At 72.6% G+C, this 16892-nt stretch carries 18 protein-coding genes, 2 tRNA genes and 1 pseudogene; 11 read left to right on the forward strand and 10 right to left on the reverse strand.

The genetic code is table 11. The features are described 5' to 3' along the window. Positions 1–61: 61 nt before the first annotated feature. The gene (locus VFV89_RS24645) at positions 62–1480 is read left to right on the forward strand and encodes an amidase (RefSeq protein ID WP_329708643.1); all 1419 of its coding nucleotides are present in this window, start codon (positions 62–64) and stop codon (positions 1478–1480) included. Positions 1481–1487: 7 nt separating this feature from the next. On the opposite strand, the gene VFV89_RS24650 is transcribed toward VFV89_RS24645, so the two are convergent. Next, positions 1488–2339 carry an LLM class flavin-dependent oxidoreductase gene (locus VFV89_RS24650; RefSeq protein WP_329708644.1) on the reverse strand — a complete coding sequence of 284 codons (852 nt, stop codon included), beginning with the start codon at positions 2337–2339 and terminating at the stop codon, positions 1488–1490. An 88-nt stretch (positions 2340–2427) separates the two neighbouring features. Between VFV89_RS24650 and VFV89_RS24655 the strand changes: the two genes are divergently transcribed. Next, positions 2428–2823 (forward strand): VOC family protein, encoded by a 396-nt coding sequence (locus VFV89_RS24655; protein WP_329708645.1) that lies wholly within the window; start codon positions 2428–2430, stop codon positions 2821–2823. On the opposite strand, the gene VFV89_RS24660 is transcribed toward VFV89_RS24655, so the two are convergent. After that, on the reverse strand, positions 2820–2978 hold the full coding sequence (locus tag VFV89_RS24660) for a hypothetical protein (protein WP_329708646.1): 159 nt from the start codon (positions 2976–2978) through the stop codon (positions 2820–2822). The two genes, VFV89_RS24655 and VFV89_RS24660, sit on opposite strands and share 4 nt — an antisense overlap. Positions 2979–3339: 361 nt before the next feature. Here VFV89_RS24660 and VFV89_RS24665 point away from each other — a divergent pair, with 361 nt between their 5' ends. Then, the gene (locus VFV89_RS24665; protein WP_329708647.1) at positions 3340–4029 is read left to right on the forward strand and encodes a hypothetical protein; all 690 of its coding nucleotides are present in this window, start codon (positions 3340–3342) and stop codon (positions 4027–4029) included. Here the strand turns inward: VFV89_RS24665 and bioD are convergent. The 6 genes from bioD to VFV89_RS24695 all read right to left on the reverse strand — a co-directional run bounded on the left by bioD (position 4016) and on the right by VFV89_RS24695 (position 9037). Then, complete coding sequence (gene bioD / locus VFV89_RS24670; protein ID WP_329708660.1) at positions 4016–4705, reverse strand: dethiobiotin synthase; 690 nt, start codon at positions 4703–4705, stop codon at positions 4016–4018. The two genes, VFV89_RS24665 and bioD, sit on opposite strands and share 14 nt — an antisense overlap. Continuing rightward, on the reverse strand, positions 4651–5775 hold the full coding sequence (locus tag VFV89_RS24675) for an 8-amino-7-oxononanoate synthase (protein ID WP_329708648.1): 1125 nt from the start codon (positions 5773–5775) through the stop codon (positions 4651–4653). The genes bioD and VFV89_RS24675 overlap by 55 nt, the downstream gene beginning before the upstream one ends. Beyond that, on the reverse strand, positions 5772–7073 hold the full coding sequence (locus tag VFV89_RS24680) for an adenosylmethionine--8-amino-7-oxononanoate transaminase (protein ID WP_329708649.1): 1302 nt from the start codon (positions 7071–7073) through the stop codon (positions 5772–5774). Before VFV89_RS24680 ends, VFV89_RS24675 begins: the two co-directional genes overlap by 4 nt. Next, complete coding sequence (bioB, locus tag VFV89_RS24685; protein ID WP_329708650.1) at positions 7066–8133, reverse strand: biotin synthase BioB; 1068 nt, start codon at positions 8131–8133, stop codon at positions 7066–7068. Before bioB ends, VFV89_RS24680 begins: the two co-directional genes overlap by 8 nt. A 71-nt stretch (positions 8134–8204) precedes the next feature. After that, complete coding sequence (locus tag VFV89_RS24690; protein WP_329708651.1) at positions 8205–8489, reverse strand: DUF2087 domain-containing protein; 285 nt, start codon at positions 8487–8489, stop codon at positions 8205–8207. Beyond that, positions 8486–9037, reverse strand: a complete 552-nt coding sequence (locus VFV89_RS24695; protein WP_329708652.1) for a M23 family metallopeptidase — start codon at positions 9035–9037, stop codon at positions 8486–8488. Before VFV89_RS24695 ends, VFV89_RS24690 begins: the two co-directional genes overlap by 4 nt. 56 nt (positions 9038–9093) lie before the next feature. Between VFV89_RS24695 and VFV89_RS24700 the strand changes: the two genes are divergently transcribed. Further along, positions 9094–9891: a hypothetical protein gene (locus VFV89_RS24700; protein WP_329708653.1), complete on the forward strand. Its 798-nt coding sequence runs from the start codon at positions 9094–9096 to the stop codon at positions 9889–9891. A gap of 10 nt (positions 9892–9901) precedes the next feature. After that, positions 9902–10516 (forward strand): cation diffusion facilitator family transporter, encoded by a 615-nt coding sequence (locus VFV89_RS24705; RefSeq protein ID WP_329708654.1) that lies wholly within the window; start codon positions 9902–9904, stop codon positions 10514–10516. Here VFV89_RS24705 and VFV89_RS24710 read toward each other — a convergent pair. Beyond that, positions 10444–11382, reverse strand: a complete 939-nt coding sequence (locus VFV89_RS24710) for a 3-methyladenine DNA glycosylase (protein WP_329708655.1) — start codon at positions 11380–11382, stop codon at positions 10444–10446. The genes VFV89_RS24705 and VFV89_RS24710 overlap by 73 nt on opposite strands. Positions 11383–11709: 327 nt before the next feature. On the opposite strand from VFV89_RS24710, the gene VFV89_RS24715 reads away from it, so the two are divergent. Further along, positions 11710–12588, forward strand: coding sequence for a M15 family metallopeptidase (locus VFV89_RS24715; RefSeq protein ID WP_329708656.1), 879 nt, complete (start codon positions 11710–11712; stop codon positions 12586–12588). Between the two features lie 161 nt (positions 12589–12749). Here the strand turns inward: VFV89_RS24715 and VFV89_RS24720 are convergent. Then, positions 12750–13253: pseudogene (locus VFV89_RS24720) on the reverse strand (SDR family oxidoreductase); the annotation flags it as partial. Between the two features lie 41 nt (positions 13254–13294). On the opposite strand from VFV89_RS24720, the gene VFV89_RS24725 reads away from it, so the two are divergent. The 5 genes from VFV89_RS24725 (at position 13295) to VFV89_RS24745 (ending at position 16874) form a co-directional block, all read left to right on the forward strand. Next, a complete protein-coding gene (locus tag VFV89_RS24725; RefSeq protein WP_329708657.1) occupies positions 13295–14104 on the forward strand; it encodes a fumarylacetoacetate hydrolase family protein in 810 nt (269 codons plus the stop codon). Next, positions 14101–15570: a glutamate--tRNA ligase gene (gene gltX / locus VFV89_RS24730; protein WP_329708658.1), complete on the forward strand. Its 1470-nt coding sequence runs from the start codon at positions 14101–14103 to the stop codon at positions 15568–15570. Before VFV89_RS24725 ends, gltX begins: the two co-directional genes overlap by 4 nt. A 29-nt stretch (positions 15571–15599) precedes the next feature. Further along, complete coding sequence (locus tag VFV89_RS24735; RefSeq protein WP_329708659.1) at positions 15600–16571, forward strand: CPBP family intramembrane glutamic endopeptidase; 972 nt, start codon at positions 15600–15602, stop codon at positions 16569–16571. A 67-nt stretch (positions 16572–16638) separates the two neighbouring features. Further along, positions 16639–16710, forward strand: a tRNA-Gln gene (locus VFV89_RS24740). Between the two features lie 88 nt (positions 16711–16798). Next, positions 16799–16874: transfer RNA gene (locus VFV89_RS24745), tRNA-Glu, on the forward strand. Positions 16875–16892 lie beyond the last annotated feature (18 nt).

Here is a 16892-nt window from a genome sequence, read left to right on the forward strand (position 1 = left end):
GCACCTCCATTGCCAGCCCTGCCCGAGGGCAGGGCCTATGCGCCCGGCTAAGTTTCGGCAGGTGACCGAGCTGCACGACCTGACCGCCCTCGAGCAGGGGGAGCTCGTCCGGCGCCGCGAAGTTTCACCGGTCGAGCTGACCCGGCACTACCTCGAGCGCGCCCACCGCATCGACGACGACCCGGCGACCACGGTGGGCGCGTTCGTCACGCTCACCGACGAGCTGTCGCTCGCGCGGGCGGAGCAGCTCGAGACGCTGGAGCGCGGAGCCGGCTCGCCGCTCTACGGCGTGCCCACCGCGATCAAGGACCTCAACCTGACCGCGGGCATCCGCACCACGTTCGGCTCGCCGGTGTTCGCCGACTTCGTGCCGGACGTGTCCGACGGCGTCACCTTGTCACTCGAGGCGGCCGGCATGGTGAGCCTCGGCAAGACGGCCACGCCGGAGTTCGGCTCGCCGTGCTACACCGAGCCGGAGGGCAGGCCGCCCTCGGTCACACCCTGGGACCGGACCCGGATGGCCGGCGGCTCCTCGGGCGGCGCAGCCGCGGCGGTGGCAGCGGGCCTGGTCCCCGTGGCCCAGGGCTCGGACGGTGGCGGCTCCATCCGGATCCCGGCCTCGTGCTGTGGGCTGTTCGGCCTCAAGCCGACCCGCGGGCGGATCAGTGGTCATCCGATGTACGGCGACCCCGTGGGTTTGGCGACGGCCGGGCCGATCGCCCGGACCGTGCGCGACGCGGCGGCGATGCTCGATGAGCTCGCCGGTCGTCGAGTGGGGGATCCGTCCTGGGCACCACCTCCTGTCGGGACGTTCCTCGCGGCGTGCGACCGCGACCCGGGCCATCTTCGGATCGCGCGGTTCACCGATCCAGTGATCGCCGACGTGGCTGTGGACAAGGCCTGCCGGGACGCGGTTGTGGACGCTTCGCGGCTGCTGGAGTCGCTCGGCCACGAGGTGGTGGACATCGCCGTGCCGCTGCCGCGGGAGGCGGTCCCCGTCTTCGAGACGAGCTGGTCGGTGCTGACCGCGATGTCGCTGGTCCCGCCCGAGCAGGAGCACCTGCTCCGCCCACTGACCCGCTGGCTCACCGACCGGGGCCGCGCGGTGAGCGGCCCGGACTTCGGCCTGGCCATCGGCGCGATGCGCCGCTTCGCCGCGGGCGCCCTGACCACCCTGGCGCCGTACGACGCCGTGCTCACTCCCACGCTGGCCGTCCCGCCGCTCGAGGTCGGCGCCATCCGCGACGACGCGGACCCGGCCGGCGACTTCGAGGCGCAGAAGCGGTTCACGCCGTGGACCAGCGCCTGGAACGTCACCGGCATGCCGGCCGCGTCGCTGCCCCTCGCCTGGACCGACGACGGCCTCCCGGTCGGCGTCATGCTGGCCGCCCGGCCGGCCGAGGAGGAGCTGCTGCTCAGCCTCTGCGCCCAGGTCGAGGCGGCCGCTCCCTGGCACGACCGCAAGCCGCCCGGCTGGTGACCGTGGCTCAGAGGCGTGGTGGCCCGGCCTCGACCCGGCGCAGCACGGACGGGAGGCTGTCGATGTCGGGTCCACGCTGGAGCTGCCGCTCGTCCCACCATGTCGCGCCCTCCTCCGCGAGTGGCCCGACGATGTCGGCGGCCGACTCGGGCGAGGTCACCCCGCCGAGCACCACGTCGAAGCCGTCCAGCGAGCCGCGCTGGTCGCCGAGGTAGGACAGCACTTCGCGCACCGACTCGACCGGGGGCACGTCGCCGTGCCGGTGCTCGCGGAACAGCGGCACCACGCCGTCCCACCGCGCGGCCCGGCGCATCGGCGGCCGGCTCGGCCAGAAGCCGCCGACCCAGATCGGCACCCGCGGCTGCTGCACCGTCGGCGGCAGCAGGGTGACGTCGTCCACGGTGTAGTGCTTGCCCGCGTGCGAGACGGGCCTCCCGGACCAGAACGCCGCGAGCAGCGGGAGCGCCTCGTCGAGCCGTCCGGCCAGCTCGACCGGGTCGGTGGTGTCGCCGAACCGTCCGTACTCGTCGTCGATCGGCCCACCCAGCCCGACCCCGAGCGTGACCCGCCCGCCCGACAACGAGTCGAGTGTGGCCACCTGCCGCGCCAGCGCCTGGGGCCGCCGCCGGGCCACCGGAGTCACCAGCGTGCCGAGCCGCAGCCCCGAGGTCGACAGCGCCGCCGCGGTCAGCAGCATCCACGGGTCGCCGAAGGGCCGGTCGCCGTGAAAGCCGTGCACCAGGTGGTCCCAGACGAAGAGCCCGTCCCACCCCGCCTCCTCGGCGGTCCGGGCCAGCTCGCCGACGGCGCGCGGGTCTGCGAAATCTCCGAAGCAGGGGATGTTCACCGAGAACCTCACCATCACAACCTCTCCGGTCGTGGTGGCCGGCGCAAACCCTTCGGGCACACCCTGCCCGGGCGCCACCTCAGGACGTAGCGTCGAGCAGATGAGCGAGCTCACGCCGTACATCTGTGTCCTCGACAGCCGTGCCGCGATCGAGTGGTACGCCGCCGCGCTCGACGCCGAGGTCGTCCACGAGCCGATCGTCATGCCCGACGGCCGGGTCGGCCACTGCGAGCTGGCGGTCGGCGGCGCGCGCTGGATGATGTCCGACGAGCACCCCGAGCTCCACGTGGAGGCGCCCGACCCGGCGCGCGGAGCACCGGTCACCCTGCACCTCACCGTCGACGACTGCGACGCGGTCGCGGCACGTGTCCAGGCCCACGGCGTCACCCTCGACCGCGGCCCCGAGGACAGCCCACCGGCGGGGCGGGTGGCGGTGTTCCGGGACCCGTTCGGCCACCGGTGGTTCCTCAACCAGCGGGGGCCCGAGGATGACTAGCGGCTGATCGTCGCGGTCGCGGTCAGGTCGCCGAGGGCGCCGCCCATCGCGATGACGACGTCCAGCCTCGTCCCGCCCTCGGAGACCGTGGCCGTCGACTGGCCGGCGTCGGCGTAGAAGTAGAACGAGGCGTCGTCGGCGTTCGCGAAGTCCATCGCCGAGTCGAGGTGGTCGAGCGAGGCGCCCGCCGCCTCGCGCTGCCGGTCGATCGCGGTGAGGTCGTAGCTTGCATCGCCCTGAGCAGCTGCTCGCCGACGTCGTCGCTCGCCTGCTGCTTGGCGTCCTCGGCCGCGGCCGCGGCGTCCTCGCGGGTCTGGCGGTCGCTGGTGACCAGCTCCGTCGCCTTGGCCGTGGCCCACTTCTTCAGGCTGTCTCCGAGTCCCATGGCTCTCCCTCTCTCCCCGGTGCCGCGGGCGAGGACTGTACGACGCCACGCAGCCGGCTACCACGCACCGACAGGGGGCTTCGCTAGGCTTCTGCGGTCCAGAGACCGTCAGGGGGGCCGTGGTGGCTCGGGTGCTCTCTCGAGTGCTCACGTCGGTGGCGCTCGCCTTGGTCGCCGCCTCGCTGACGCACGCGCAGCCCGCTGACGCGGTCGACGCGGTCGACGCCGCCGCGCAGCCGCCGTTCGTCGCCGTCGGCCACAGCCCCACCCAGGGCACCCCGGTCCCCGGTGCCTACCTCACCGCCGACCTCGGCTCGTGGAGCTCGCCGCCGCAGTCCTACGACTTCCAGTGGCTGCGCGACGGCCAGCCGATCACCGAGGGGCAGTCCCGCGACTACCTCGTCCAGGCGCGCGACGTCGGCCACGAGCTGCAGCCGTTCGTCACCGGCCACTCCGGCCCAGACACCGCCCACTTCGTCGGCACGGCGATGTCCGTGCGTCAGATCGGCTCCTCGGTCTCCCTCGACGTCCGACGTGTCCACCCCGCGCCGGGCCGACCACGCCTGGTGTGGACCGCGATCTCGTTCCTGAGCACCGAGCGGCCGTGGCCGACCGACGGCGGCACCGTGACGGCGTACAAGAAGAAGCACGGCCACTGGAAGCGGCTGGGATCGACCGCGGTCGCCCGCGGCGCCGCGTTCGTGCGGCTGCCCTGGAAGCGCGCTCCCTTCGGGCGGAGCAAGGTGCGGGTCTGCTACGCGGGCTCCGACGTGGTCGCCGTCAGCTGCTCGACACCCGACGTGGTGCTCAGGCAGCGCTGAACCACCCCGGGGCCGCGGCCACGAACTCCTCGCGCGCCAGCGATCCCGCGCCCTCGGGGATGACCGCGAGCAGCGGTGCGATCCGCTGCAGGTCCTCGAGGTTGCAACGCTCGGCCAGCCCGGGCTCGGCCGGCCATGCCCCGACGACCAGGCCGCGGACGCTCACGCCCCGGGCGCGCAGCGCGTCGACGGTGAGCTCGGTGTGGTTGAGCGTGCCCAGCCCGGCCGCCACGACCACGACGACCTCGGCGCGCAGCTGCGCGGCCAGGTCGAGCAGCGTCCCGCCGTCTTCGTCGAGCCGGACGAGCAGCCCGCCGGCGCCCTCGACGATCACCGCGTCCTGCGGCAACCGGGCGATGCGGGCGGCGTACGACGCCAGGGTCGGGAGCTCCACGCCCTGGCGCCGGGCGGCGGTGTCAGGCGCGAGGGGTGCGTCGAGCGTCGTCCACTCCTGCGCCTCGACGCCGGTGAGCCGGGTGACCTCGCGGGCGTCGGAGTCCCCGTCCGCCGCGCCGGTCTGCACGGGCTTGACCACGACCACCGACCCCTCGGCAGTCGCAGCCAACGCGGCGGTCGCGACCGTCTTGCCGACACCGGTCGAGGTCCCGGTGACCAGCGTGATCAGGGCGCGTGCTCCTTCACCACGGCGACCAGCACCTCGACCGCCCGGGCCCAGTCCGCATCCGTGATGCCGGCGCTGACCGTGACCCGCAGCCGCGAGACGCCGTCGGGCACCGAGGGCGGCCGGAAGCAGCCGACGGTGACGCCCTGGGCCAGTGCGGAGGCCTGCGCGGCAAGCGCCACCAGCGGCGACGGCATCGGCACCGAGAGCACGGCGCCCGCAGGAGGCTCGACCCCGAGCGCGGCCGCGAGGTCGACGGTCCGGCGGCGTACGACCTCGGGCAGCTGGGGCCGGCTCCGGAGCTGCCGCAGCGCCTCGAGCGCGCCGCCGGCCGCAGCCGGGGCCAGACCGGTGTCGAAGATGAACGCCCGAGCCCGGTTCACGAGGTGGTCCACCACGGACTCGGGGCCGAGCACGGCACCGCCCTGGCTGCCGAGCGCCTTCGAGAGAGTGGCCGTGACGAGCACGTGGGGGAGGCCGGCCAGCCCCAGCTCGCGCACCACCCCCGGGCCGCGGACGCCGAGGCCGTGCGCCTCGTCGACGAGGAGCAGCGCGTCGTACCGTTCGCACACCGCGGCCAGCGCCGCCAGCGGTGCCTCGTCGCCGAGGACCGAGTAGACCGACTCGGCCAGCACCAGCGCCCGCCGCTCCCCGGCACCGCCCAGCGCCCGCTCGACCGCCGCGACGTCGTGGTGGGGCACGACCTCGAGCGCCGCCCGTGACAGCCGCACGGCGTCGACCAGCGAGGCGTGCACGTGGGCGTCGGAGACCACCAGCGCGTCGTGGCCGGCCAGCCCGGCGACCGCGGCGAGGTTGGCGTGGTAGCCGGTCGAGAAGACCAGCGCTGCGGGCTGTCCCAGGTACGCCGCGAGCTCGCGCTCGAGCTGGGCGTGCAGCTCGAGCGTGCCGGTGACCAGCCGGGATGCGCCCGCGCCGGCACCCCATCTCCGGGCAGCAGCGGCGGCGGCCTCGACGACCGCCGGGTCGCGCGACAGCCCGAGGTAGTCGTTGCCGGCCAGGTCGGTGGTCGCCCCCTCGGCGGGCCGCGGCCGCAGGCTCCGCTGCAGCCCCGCCGCCTCCCGGACCGCGGACTCGGCGGCCAGCCACTCCTGCCAGCGGTTCATGCCACGGCCACCGCGCGCTCGATCGCGGCGCAGATCCGCGCGACGTCCTCGTCGGAGGTGACGTAGGGCGGCATCGTGTAGACGAGGTCGCGGAACGGCCGCAGCCAGACGCCCTCCTCGACAGCGGCGTCGGTCGCCTTGACCACGTCGACCGGGTGGTCGAGCTGCACGACGCCGACGGCGCCGATGGTGCGCACGTCCGCGACGCCTGGTGCGCCGCGCAGCGACGACAGCTCGGCGAGCCCGGCGCCCACGCGGGCGACGTTGGACCGCCAGTCCGAGGTCTCGAGGAGGTCGAGGCTCGCCGCCGCGACCGAGCAGGCCAGCGGGTTGCCCATGTAGGTCGGCCCGTGCATCAGCACGCCCGACTCGGACGCGGACAGCCCGCGCGCCACCTCGCCGGTGCACAGCACCGCGGCCAGCGACAGGTAGCCGCCGGTCAGCGCCTTGCCGACGCACATCACGTCGGGCGTCACGCCTGCGGCCTCGGCGGCGAAGAAGGTGCCGGTCCGGCCGAAGCCGGTCGCGATCTCGTCGAGGACCAGGTCCAGGCCGTGCTCGTCGGCGACCTCGCGCATCACGCGCAGGCACTCCGCGTCGTAGACGAACATCCCGCCGGCGCCCTGGAGCAGCGGCTCGACGACGATCCCGGCCAGCTCGTCGGCGTGGGCGCGGGCGTGCGCGCGGAAGGACGTCGCCCAGGCCGCGACGTCGCCGCCCGGGGGAGGAGGCTGGGGAGCGAAGACCTGCTGGGGCAGCACGTCGGTGAACATCGAGTGCATCCCGCCCACCGGGTCGCACACGCTCATGCAGCCGAACGTGTCGCCGTGGTAGCCGCCGCGCACCGTGAGCATCCGGGTCCGCTCCGGGTGGCCGAGCCCGCGCTGGTGCTGCAGCACCATCTTCAGCGCCACCTCGACCGAGACCGAGCCCGAGTCGGCCAGGAAGACGTGCTCGAGCCGCCGGTCCGATCCGAGGGGGGCGGCGAGCGAGACCAGCCGCTCGGCCAGCCGGACGGCCGGCCCGTGGGTCAGCCCGCCGAACATCACGTGCGCCATGTCGTCGAGCTGTCGGCGTACGGCGGCGTCGAGCTCCGGCACGGCGTACCCGTGGATCGCCGCCCACCATGACGACATACCGTCCACGACCTCGGTGCCGCCATCGGGACCCGCGAGGTGCAGGCGTACGCCGGACGCCGACTCGACCAGGCGGACCGGCGTCGGGTCGGTCATCGAGGTGTAGGGGTGCCAGACGTGCCCGCGGTCGTAGGCGAGCAGCTCCTCGGGCGTATCAGGCATTGGGTGCGACGGCCGTCCCCGCGCCGCGGCGGCGCTTGGCCGGGTCGTGCGAGACCGGCCCGGCCTCGTCCGCCGGCGTGGCACCCAGCACGGTGAAGCCGTGGTCGCGGATCAGCTCGAGATCGGCCTGGGCGGCCTGGCCCTCGGAGGTGAGGTAGTCGCCGAGGAAGATCGAGTTCGCCACGTGCAGCGCCAGCCCCTGCAGCGAGCGCAGGTGCATCTCCCGGCCGCCCGCGATCCGGATCTCCCGGTCGGGGCAGACGAACCGTGCCATCGCCAGGATCTTCAGGCACCTCACCGGGGTGAGGTTCCAGACGTTCTCGAACGCGGTCCCGTCGAAGGGCATCAGGAAGTTGACCGGGATCGAGTCCGAGCCGAGGTCGCGGAGCGCGAAGAGGGCCTCGACAAGCTGCTCGTCGGTCTCGCCCAGCCCGGCGATCAGCCCGCTGCAGGGCGAGAGTCCCGCGCCCTTGACCTTCTCGACGGTGTCGACCCGGTCGGCGTAGGTGTGGGTCTGCACGATCTGGTCGTGGTGGGACTCGGCGGTGTTGATGTTGTGGTTGTAGGCGTCCACGCCGGCCGCGCGGAGCCGCTCGGCCTGGCCGTCCGCCAGCAGGCCGAGGCAGGCGCAGATCTCGACCTCGGGGTGCTCGGCCTTGATCGTCCCGACCATGTCGGCCACCCGGTCGACGTCCCGGTCGGTCGGACCGCGTCCGCTGGAGACCATGCAGACCCGCGTCGCGCCGCCCCGGAGCCCGGCGGCCGCCTGCCCGAGCGCGTCCTCGGGGCTCAGCCACTTGTACTTCAGGATGTCCGCCGACGAGCCGAGCGCCTGCGAGCAGTAGCCGCAGTTCTCGGGGCACAGTCCGGACCTGAGGTTGACCAGGTAGTTGACCTTCACGGTGCGGCCGAAGTGGTCGCGACGCAGCCGGCCCGCGGCAGCCACCACGTCCAGGAGCTCGTCGTCGTGGGCTCGCAGCACGGCGAGCGCGTCGTCCTCGGTCGCGGGCTTGCCGTCGAGGATCGCGTCGGCCAGCTGGTCGAAGGAGGAGGCACTCATGGCGTGCAGTTTGCCGTACCCCACTGGTCAGTCCGTCGAGACGTCCACCACAGCGCCGGTGATCGTCTGCGTCATACCTCGAAGGTCCCGCCGCTGCGCCAGTAGACGCCGCCGTCGCGGGTCATGAAGTCGTTCTCGACCAGGTAGCGCCGCAGCGCCGCGTAGTCCGGGTGGAACCGTTGCAGCACGTCGTTGACCTCGGCCTCCGGGTAGGTCCTCCCGGGTTCGAACTCCTGCGCGAGCCGGTCCAGCACGACCAGCAGCTTGGCGTGCCGGCTCGGCATCGTGTGCAACCGGCCGTCGTCGGTGAAGAAGCTGCGGAGCACCCGCTCCTGCCGGGCGTCGTCCGGCCTCATGGCCTCGCCGTCAGGGCGAGCAGCGCTCGCGGCCGGGTTGCGGTGGAGAGGCCGCCCTCGACCGCCCGCTGCTCGAAGTGCAGGTGGCAGCCGTCGGGCGCGCCGTTGTCGGAGGCCAGCGCGAACAGGTCGCCACGGTGCAGCTTGTCGCCCGGCTCGACGAACACCTTGCGGGTGTGGCCGATGACCAGGTCCCAGCCGAGCTTGCGGTTGCGCAGCAGCACCGGGTTGTCGCCGTACGCCGGCCCGAGGCTGCTGTGGTCGACCACCTTGGCGCGCCGGCCGGCGTACAGCTTGGTGCCGCAGGGCATCGCGACGTCGATGCCGTGGTGGAACCCCTGCCGGCCCGGGCAGCGCGGGTCGTGGTCGTAGTAGGGCGCCACGGTGCAGCCGAACGGGATCATGATCCGGTGCGCGCCGGCGTACCACGGCGAGGTGTAGTGGTGCTTATCGTCGGTGTAGAAGTGCCAGCGCGGGTCGCGGGCCTCGGCCGGCGCGGCCAGCCCGAGCACGGCTGCCAGGACGGCCACCAGCCCGAGGACACGCATGGGGCCATGCTCACACAGGGCTAGTCCTCTAGGTCCTGGCGGGCATGATCGGCGTCGTGAGGCTGCGTCTGCCCGCCCTGCACGGTGCCGGGCTCCCGGGGGTGGCTGCCGCCATGTGCGTCGGCCTGGGCTTCGCCCTGCTCGCCGGCTGCGGGGGCGACCCGGAGCCGCCGTCGGGCCCCGGGCTGCCGTCACAGGCCGACCTGCGGACCTACTTCGAGGCGATCACCAGCGGCGACCCCGAGCAGGTCACGAAGGCGGAGGAGATCGCCGCCGACGGCTCGCCGGCGCAGGCCTACGCGAGGTTCATCGGCCTGGCAACGACAGCCTGGGCTGCCGCGGGAGAGGACGCGCCGGCCGACGTCGAGGTCGAGGACGTCGACCGGGGCTTCAAGGCCTGCGTGAGCGACGACAGGTGCGCGACCTGGACCGACCTGGAGGGCAAGGACGGCAAGCTCACGAGCTTCTCGGTCAGCGGGATCATGCTGGACGACTCGTTCGTCGACCTGACCGGCCAGGCGCCGATCTCCTCGGAGGGCCTCTACGACGTGCAGCCGGAGTACGCCTACCGGCTGCCCCAGAGCGGCGTGCTGGAGGTGGTCCTCACGATCACCGCCGCCGAGGTCGGGCTGTCGGCGAGGCCGGGAACCTACATCGAGGGCGACCAGGTCCTGAAGGGCAGCCAGGCCGCCGGCCCGGCCCTGATCAAGGCCGGCCGGACCAGCCCCGTGATGCTCGTCTTCCCCGGCGCCGAGGACGCGAAGCTCGACGGACAGGTCACCTTCGCGCTCAAGATCGGCGGCGCCGGGTCCGACTCGATCGGCTTCGGGCTGGCCGACCCCGCCGTGAGCTAGGAGGCGCGCGTTGCGATCGCCCGAGGCCCCTGCCCTGCGTCGCGCGGTACTCACCGTCGCGCTGCTGAACCTGTCCTACTTCTTCGTCGAGTTCACCGTCGCGCTCTACGCCGGCTCGATCTCGCTGCTCGCGGACAGCGTCGACTTCCTCGAGGACACCTCGATCAACCTGCTGATCTACGTGGCCCTCGGGTGGCCGCTGGCCAGGCGCGCCGTCATGGGCAAGGTCATGGCGGCGATCATCCTCGGACCGGCCTGCGTCGCCGGTTGGGAAGCGGTCCAGCGCTTCTCCGACCCGGCCACACCCAAGGTCCTGCCGATCGTGCTGGCCTCCCTCGGCGCGATCGTCGTCAACGGGACGAGCGCGTGGCTCCTCGCGCCGTTCCGCCGCCACGGCGGGTCACTGAGCCGGGCAGCCTTCCTCTCGGCCCGCAACGACACGCTGGTGAACCTGGCCGTGATCGGCATGGCCCTGGTCACCCTGTGGACCGACTCGGGCTGGCCCGACCTGATCCTGGGCTGCTTCATCATCGCGCTCGCGCTGCACGCCGCCTACGAGGTGTGGGAGGTCAGCGAGGAGGAGCGGCTGGCGGCCAAGGCGCTGGCCGGCGAGGACATCGACTGACCCGACCCGCCCCCTTCCTGACCGCAGGCGCGCAGCAGCCGCTGGGACTCGGCGATGAGCGCCCGTCGCAGCGGGGCGCCGCGCTCGGCGAACATGCGCTGGGTGGCGGCGTACTCCTGCTTGCCCCCGGCGGTCTCGATCCGGACCGCCTCGTAGCCCAGCTCCGACAGGTCGTAGGGCGAGGCCCGCATGTCGAGGACCCGGATGTCGAGGGCCAGCTCGAAGCAGTCGGCGACCAGCTCGGAGGGGACGAGCGGGCTCAGCCGGAAGGCGTGCTTGTAGAGGTCCATGCCGGCGTGCAGGCAGGCGGGCTGCTCGAAGGCCGGCCGGTCGTGCGCCTGCGGGGCCAAGGAGTTGAGCGGCCGTGCCGGGCCGGTGAAGAACCGGTAGGCGTCGAAGTGCGAGCAGGCGATCCGGTGCCCCTCGACCACCGCGTCGGTGCCGTCGGGACCGAGCCGGAGCGGGTACGCCGGGTGCCGGGTCTCGTCCTCGGCCAGCCGGTAGACCATCGCCCACTCGTGCATGCCGAAGCAGCCGAAGTTGGCCGGCCGGCCCGCAGTGGCGACCAGCAGGGCGTGGGTGCCCTCGATGAGGTCGCGCCGGGCCACGATGTCCGCGACCGGGACCGGGTCGGGCCCGCCGGCCAGCGCCACGCCGTACCCGGGTGACCAGCGGCGCAGCTGCGCCGGGCGGAAGGAGTAGTAGGTGAACAGGAAGTCGTGGACCGGGTGCTTCACCCCGGACCGCCGTCGGGCGAGGTGGTCCGCGACCAGCTCGTCGACGCGAGCCTCGTGCGCCTCGGCACGGGCGCGCCAGACCGGCTCGTCGAGCACGACGAGCTCGCGCTCCGCGTCGAGGACCGGCACCGGCTCAGGATAGGTGGGAGGTCACGTTCGGGATCGGGGCTGGGACCGGGTCCCCGCGCATCGAGCTTGTCGAGACGTCCGCAGCCGGCGCTGGGACTCACTCACTTCGCCGAGCCGGGGCTGGGACCGGGCCACCGCTCATCGAGCCTGTCGAGATGTCCGCAGGGTCGGCGCCCAGCGCGGGCTGCGGTGGCCTCGACAGGCTCGACCGGCGGGTGGCTGGGCGGGTGCCTTCGTTGCGGGGTTGTCGAGACGGGCGCAGAACGCCCTGCTCGACCACGATGGCGCCGCGGCAACCTGCGGAGCCGCCGCACCCGTCAGGAGGGCGTGAGGTGGAGGCTGGCCGGGGTCGCAGCGACGGCCACCGCGCTGGCGGTGGCCGGCGTGCTCGTGCTCGCACCTTCGAGGCCGGTCCACACGCACGGCACCGATCCGGGCCGGGCGGCGGCTGCAACCGCACCGACGGGTCTGGCCCGGCCGGCACTCCCGGCTCCGAGGCAGGAGCCCTTCGACAGGGCGGCGCACTCCACGACCGACCCGGGCAGCATCTGGGTCATCGTCAACAAGACCCACCCGGTCGAGCCGTCGGACTACCGGCCAGACATCGAGATCGTGCGCGGCTACCAGGTGGCGAGAGCAGCCGCGAAGCCCCTCGAGCGGCTGCTCGATGCCGGCGACCGCCGGGGTCTGGGGCTGAAGATCGAGAGCGCGTTCCGCTCCTACGGCTACCAGCTCCACGTGCACGCTGCCACCGCGGCCGCCCGGGGTGAGGCCGAGGCGGACCGGGTCTCGGCCCGGGCCGGCTACAGCGAGCACCAGACCGGTCTGGCCGTGGACCTCATCACCCCGGGCGACCCGGCGTGCGACTTCGAGCCGTGCTTCGCGCACACGCCCGCCGGGCGTTGGCTGGCGGACAACGCGTGGCGCTGGGGGTTCGTCGTGCGCTACCAGCCGGCGACGACGGCGGTCACCGGCTACGCGCCGGAGCCGTGGCACCTGCGCTACGTCGGCCGGCCGCTCGCGGCCGAGCTGAGGCGTGAGGGTGTGCGGACGCTGGAGGAGTTCTTCGGTGTCCCGGGCGGTGGCTACCCGCGTTGGCCTCGCGATCCGGACGCGGGCGTCGGAGGTCGTCCGGTGAGCCGCGCGACGGCGTCGCTGACGACGTCCCAGCGTTGCTCCCGGATCGAGGCGAACATGCTCGTGTAGGCATACGACCACCACGGCGACTCCCGCCCAGCCAGGTGGGCCTGGAACTCCGCCTCCTCGATCGGCACGTAGCCGAGCCCCTTCGCCGCGGCGACCTCGTCCATCGTCAGCGCAGCAGGACCCGTCACCCCGTACGCCGTCGGCTCGGTCGCCAGCGCCGAGGCTGCCAGGCACCGGCCCACGTCCTCACGTGCCACCAGCGCCACCCGCCCGTCGCCGGCCGGTAGCCGGACCTCGGCGCCGACCGTCGCCAGCTCCACGAGGGTGTCGAAGAACTCGGTGTAGATCGAGGCCCGCACCGCGGTCACCGCGCACCCGGTCTCCTCCAGGGCCCGCTCGGTCAGCGCGTTGACCCGCGCGTAGCAGAACGGCGAGCGCACGTCGTGGTCGACGCTGGACAGCGCCACCACGCGCGCGAGGTCGTTCGCCACGACAGCGTCGGCGATGTTGAGGTGGTGCTGCAGGACGAGCTCGGCCTCGCCGTCGCTGCTCACCAGGACGAGCGTGTCGACGCCGGCGAGCGCCGCCGTCAGCGCCGGCCGGTCGTCGTAGTCGGCGACCGCCCGGGTGAGCGCCAGCACCTCGATGCCGTCGTGCCCCGCGAGCAGCGAGCAGACCTGCCCGCCCAGCCGGCCGCGGGCACCGGTCACTGCGATGCGCGTCATCTGGCGATCATCGGTCACGGGCGCCTCGATAGGCTCGAAGGGTGCGCATCGCCCGATTCACCACCGGTGAGGACCCCCAGTACGGCGTCATCACCGGGGAGCTCGACGCCCACGGCCAGCTGGAGGACGACGCGGTCATCGTCGCGCTGGCCGGCGACCCGCTCTATGTCGGGATCAAGCTCCTGGAGGAGGAGCACCGGGTGGCCGACGTACGCCTGCTCGCGCCCGTGCTGCCTCGCAGCAAGGTGGTCGGCATCGGGCGCAACTACGCCGCGCACGCGGCCGAGCTCGGCAACGACGTGCCCGACGAGCCGCTGATGTTCCTCAAGCCCAACACCAGCGTGGTCGGTCCTGGCGACCCGATCTTCTACCCCCAGCAGACAAGCAACCTCCACTACGAGGGCGAGCTCGCGGTGGTCATCGGCCGGATCTGCCGGGACGTGCCGCCGGAGCAGGCCACCGACGTGATCCACGGCTACACGATCGGCAACGACGTCACCGCCCGCGACCTGCAGAAGCAGGACTCGACGTGGACCCGAGGCAAGGGGTTCGACTCCTTCTGCCCGCTCGGCCCGTGGATCGAGACCGACCTCGACCCCGACGACTTCGCGAAGGGTCGCCGGGTGCAGACCTTCCTCAACGGAGAGGTCGTGCAGGACGCCAGCACCGCCGACCTGATCTTCGACATCCCGACGCTCGTCGCCGCGGTGTCGAGCGTGATGACGCTCCTGCCAGGCGATGTGATCCTCACCGGCACCCCCGAGGGCGTCGGTCCGATGCAGGTCGGCGACGAGGTCGAGGTGGCCGTCGAGGGGCTCGGCTCGCTGGCCAACCCGGTGGCCAAGCGATGACGGAGGGGAGAGTCCGCGTCCGGTTCTGCCCTTCACCGACCGGTTCGCCGCACGTCGGCTTCGCGCGCACCGCGCTCTACAACTGGGTCTTCGCCCGCCATGCTGCGTTGAACGGCGGGCAGGGAACCTTCGTCTTCCGGATCGAGGACACCGACAAGGCGCGCAGCACCGAGGAGTCCTACGACGCCATGCTCGGCGCGATGCGCTGGCTCGGCCTCGACTGGGACGAGGGCCCCGAGGTCGGCGGCCCGCACGCGCCGTACCGCCAGAGCGAGCGCGGCGAGATCTACCGCGACGTCCTCGCAAAGCTGCACGACTCGCGGTTCACCTACGACTGCTACTGCACCACCGACGAGGTCGACGCCCGGCGCAAGGCGGCCGGCTCCAAGGTGCAGGGGTACGACGGCTTCTGCCGCGACCTCACCGAGGAGCAGGTCGCGGCGTTCCGGGCCGAGGGACGACGGCCGGTGGTGCGGTTCCGGATGCCCGACGGGTCGATCACGTGGACCGACCTGGTCCGTGGCGAGATCACCTTCGAGACCCAGTTCGTGCCCGACTACGCGCTCTGCCGCGCCAACGGCGACCCGCTCTACACGCTGGTCAACCCGGTGGACGACGCGCTGATGGAGATCACCCACGTGCTGCGCGGCGAGGACATCCTCTCGAGCACGCCCCGCCAGATCCCGCTGCACGAGGCCCTGGTCGAGCTCGGCATCTCGAAGGTCGTCCCGGAGTTCGGCCACCTGCCGTTCGTGACGGGGGAGGGCAACAAGAAGCTCTCCAAGCGTGACCCCGAGTCGCACCTGTTCATGTACCGCGACACCGGCTTCCTGCCCGAGGGGCTGCTCAACTACCTGGCCCTGCTCGGCTGGGCGATCGGGCCGGACCGCGACGTGTTCACCGTTGAGGAGATGGTCGAGGCCTTCGACATCAAGGACGTGAACCCCAACCCGGCCCGCTTCGACATCAAGAAGGCCGAGGCGATCAACGCCGACCACATGCGGATGCTGCCGATCGAGGAGCTGACGCACCGAGTGATCCCGTTCCTCCAGGCCGAGGGCGTCCTCACCGACCCGGTCGACGACGCCGACGCCAAGCTGCTCGAGCTGGCCATGCCACTGGTGGCCGAGCGGATGAACAAGCTGACCGAGGCCGCGCCGATGCTCGGCTTCCTGTTCGCCGACGAGGAGTCCTTCACGCTGGTCGACGAGCTCGACGACGCGGGTCGCGACGTCGTACGCGCGGCGCACGAGGCGCTCGCCGCGCTCGAGACGTGGTCGACCGCCGACATCGAGGCGGCCCTGAGGTCGAAGCTGGTCGACGAGCTCGGGCTCAAGCCGCGGCTGGCCTTCGGACCGGTCCGGATCGCGGTCACCGGCCGCAAGGTGTCGCCGCCGCTGTTCGAGTCCCTCGAGCTGCTCGGCCGCGACCGGTCGCTGTCCCGCCTCGCGGCGGCGGTCGCCTGATGGAGCCCCGGCCCGATGGTGCCGCCGCGATGACCGAGGTCGAGTACCACCTGGTCCAGAGGTACGTCGGCCGGTGGGGCCCGACCGGCTGGTGGCGGCCGCTGGCCGGGCTGTTGGCCGGCGTGTTCCTGGTCCTGGTCGCGCAGCTGGTGCTGCTGGTCGGGTTCATGGTCTTCTTCCTCGCCGACGGCGGCGACGTCGAGGACCGGACCAACGCGCTCAGCGACACCGCCCACGTCACGCCGTCGCTGCTGGCGTACCTGAACCTCTCGCTCGCCGCGACCATCCCGGTCGCGCTGTTCCTGACCTGGGCCTTCCACCGCATACCGCCCGGCTGGGTCTGCTCGGTCGCCGGCAGGCTGCGATGGCGGTGGATGGCGGTGTCGTTCGGCCTTGCCTTCATCGCGCTGGTGGCGACCGTGATCGTGGGCAGCTTCGTGCCGGCGGCCGGCGACCCGGCCGACTCCTCGGGCGGGCTCAACTCGTGGAGCGACACGATCCGCGACTTCGTGGTCGTGATCGTGCTGCTCACGCCCCTGCAGGCGGCAGGGGAGGAGTTCGCGTTCCGCGGCTACCTGACCCAGGCCTTCGGCGGGCTGTTCTCGTCGTTCGGGCCGTGGGCCGCGCGGGCAGCCGCCGTACTGCTGCCCGCGGTGCTGTTCGCGCTCGCCCACGGCGCCCAGGACCCACCCGTCTTCGTCGACCGCCTGGCCTTCGGCCTGGTCGCCGGGGTCCTCGTGATCGCCACCGGCGGCCTCGAAGCGGGCATCGCGATGCACGTCCTGAACAACTTCCTCGCCTACGGCTTCGCGCTGGCCTTCAGCGACATGACCAGCGCGCTCAACCCCACCGGCGGCAGCTGGTGGACGCTGCCGACGACGCTCACCCAGTCGCTGGTCTACCTGGGCCTCGCGATCTGGGCCGCGCGCCGGATGGGTGTGTCCAACACGGTCGACCGGGAGGCCCCGAACGTTTTGGAGCGCTCCGAACCCCGCGTGTAAGGTTTCTCCTCGGCCCGGAGCCCCTGGGAGACCAGCGCGGCAACCGGGCCGAACACCAGTAACACAGTGGGATATGGTGTAATTGGCAGCACGACTGATTCTGGTTCAGTTAGTCTAGGTTCGAGTCCTAGTATCCCAGCGAGATCGCCGTCCAGTGGGCGGCGATTGGTGCGTCCGAGGGGCTCCCCAGTAGAGTTCCGCGGGTTGCGTCAGCAACAGCAGTGCGAGCCCCCGTTGTGTAGCGGCCTAGCACGCCGCCCTCTCAAGGCGGTAGCGCCGGTTCGAATCCGGTCGGGGGTACCACGTCGAAAGCCCCTCTGA

Source organism: Nocardioides sp. (assembly GCF_036274455.1).
Lineage (GTDB): Bacteria > Actinomycetota > Actinomycetes > Propionibacteriales > Nocardioidaceae > Nocardioides.

Bases quoted from the DNA above. Each gene is read 5' to 3' on its own strand.
- VFV89_RS24655 (WP_329708645.1), top strand. From the start codon at position 2,428: ATGAGCGAGCTCACGCCGTACATCTGTGTCCTCGACAGCCGTGCCGCG.
- VFV89_RS24660 (WP_329708646.1), bottom strand. From the start codon at position 2,978: ATGGACTTCGCGAACGCCGACGACGCCTCGTTCTACTTCTACGCCGAC.
- VFV89_RS24675 (WP_329708648.1), bottom strand. From the start codon at position 5,775: ATGAACCGCTGGCAGGAGTGGCTGGCCGCCGAGTCCGCGGTCCGGGAG.
- VFV89_RS24680 (WP_329708649.1), bottom strand. From the start codon at position 7,073: ATGCCTGATACGCCCGAGGAGCTGCTCGCCTACGACCGCGGGCACGTC.
- bioB (WP_329708650.1), bottom strand. From the start codon at position 8,133: ATGAGTGCCTCCTCCTTCGACCAGCTGGCCGACGCGATCCTCGACGGC.
- VFV89_RS24690 (WP_329708651.1), bottom strand. From the start codon at position 8,489: ATGAGGCCGGACGACGCCCGGCAGGAGCGGGTGCTCCGCAGCTTCTTC.
- VFV89_RS24695 (WP_329708652.1), bottom strand. From the start codon at position 9,037: ATGCGTGTCCTCGGGCTGGTGGCCGTCCTGGCAGCCGTGCTCGGGCTG.
- gltX (WP_329708658.1), top strand. From the start codon at position 14,101: ATGACGGAGGGGAGAGTCCGCGTCCGGTTCTGCCCTTCACCGACCGGT.
- VFV89_RS24735 (WP_329708659.1), top strand. From the start codon at position 15,600: ATGACCGAGGTCGAGTACCACCTGGTCCAGAGGTACGTCGGCCGGTGG.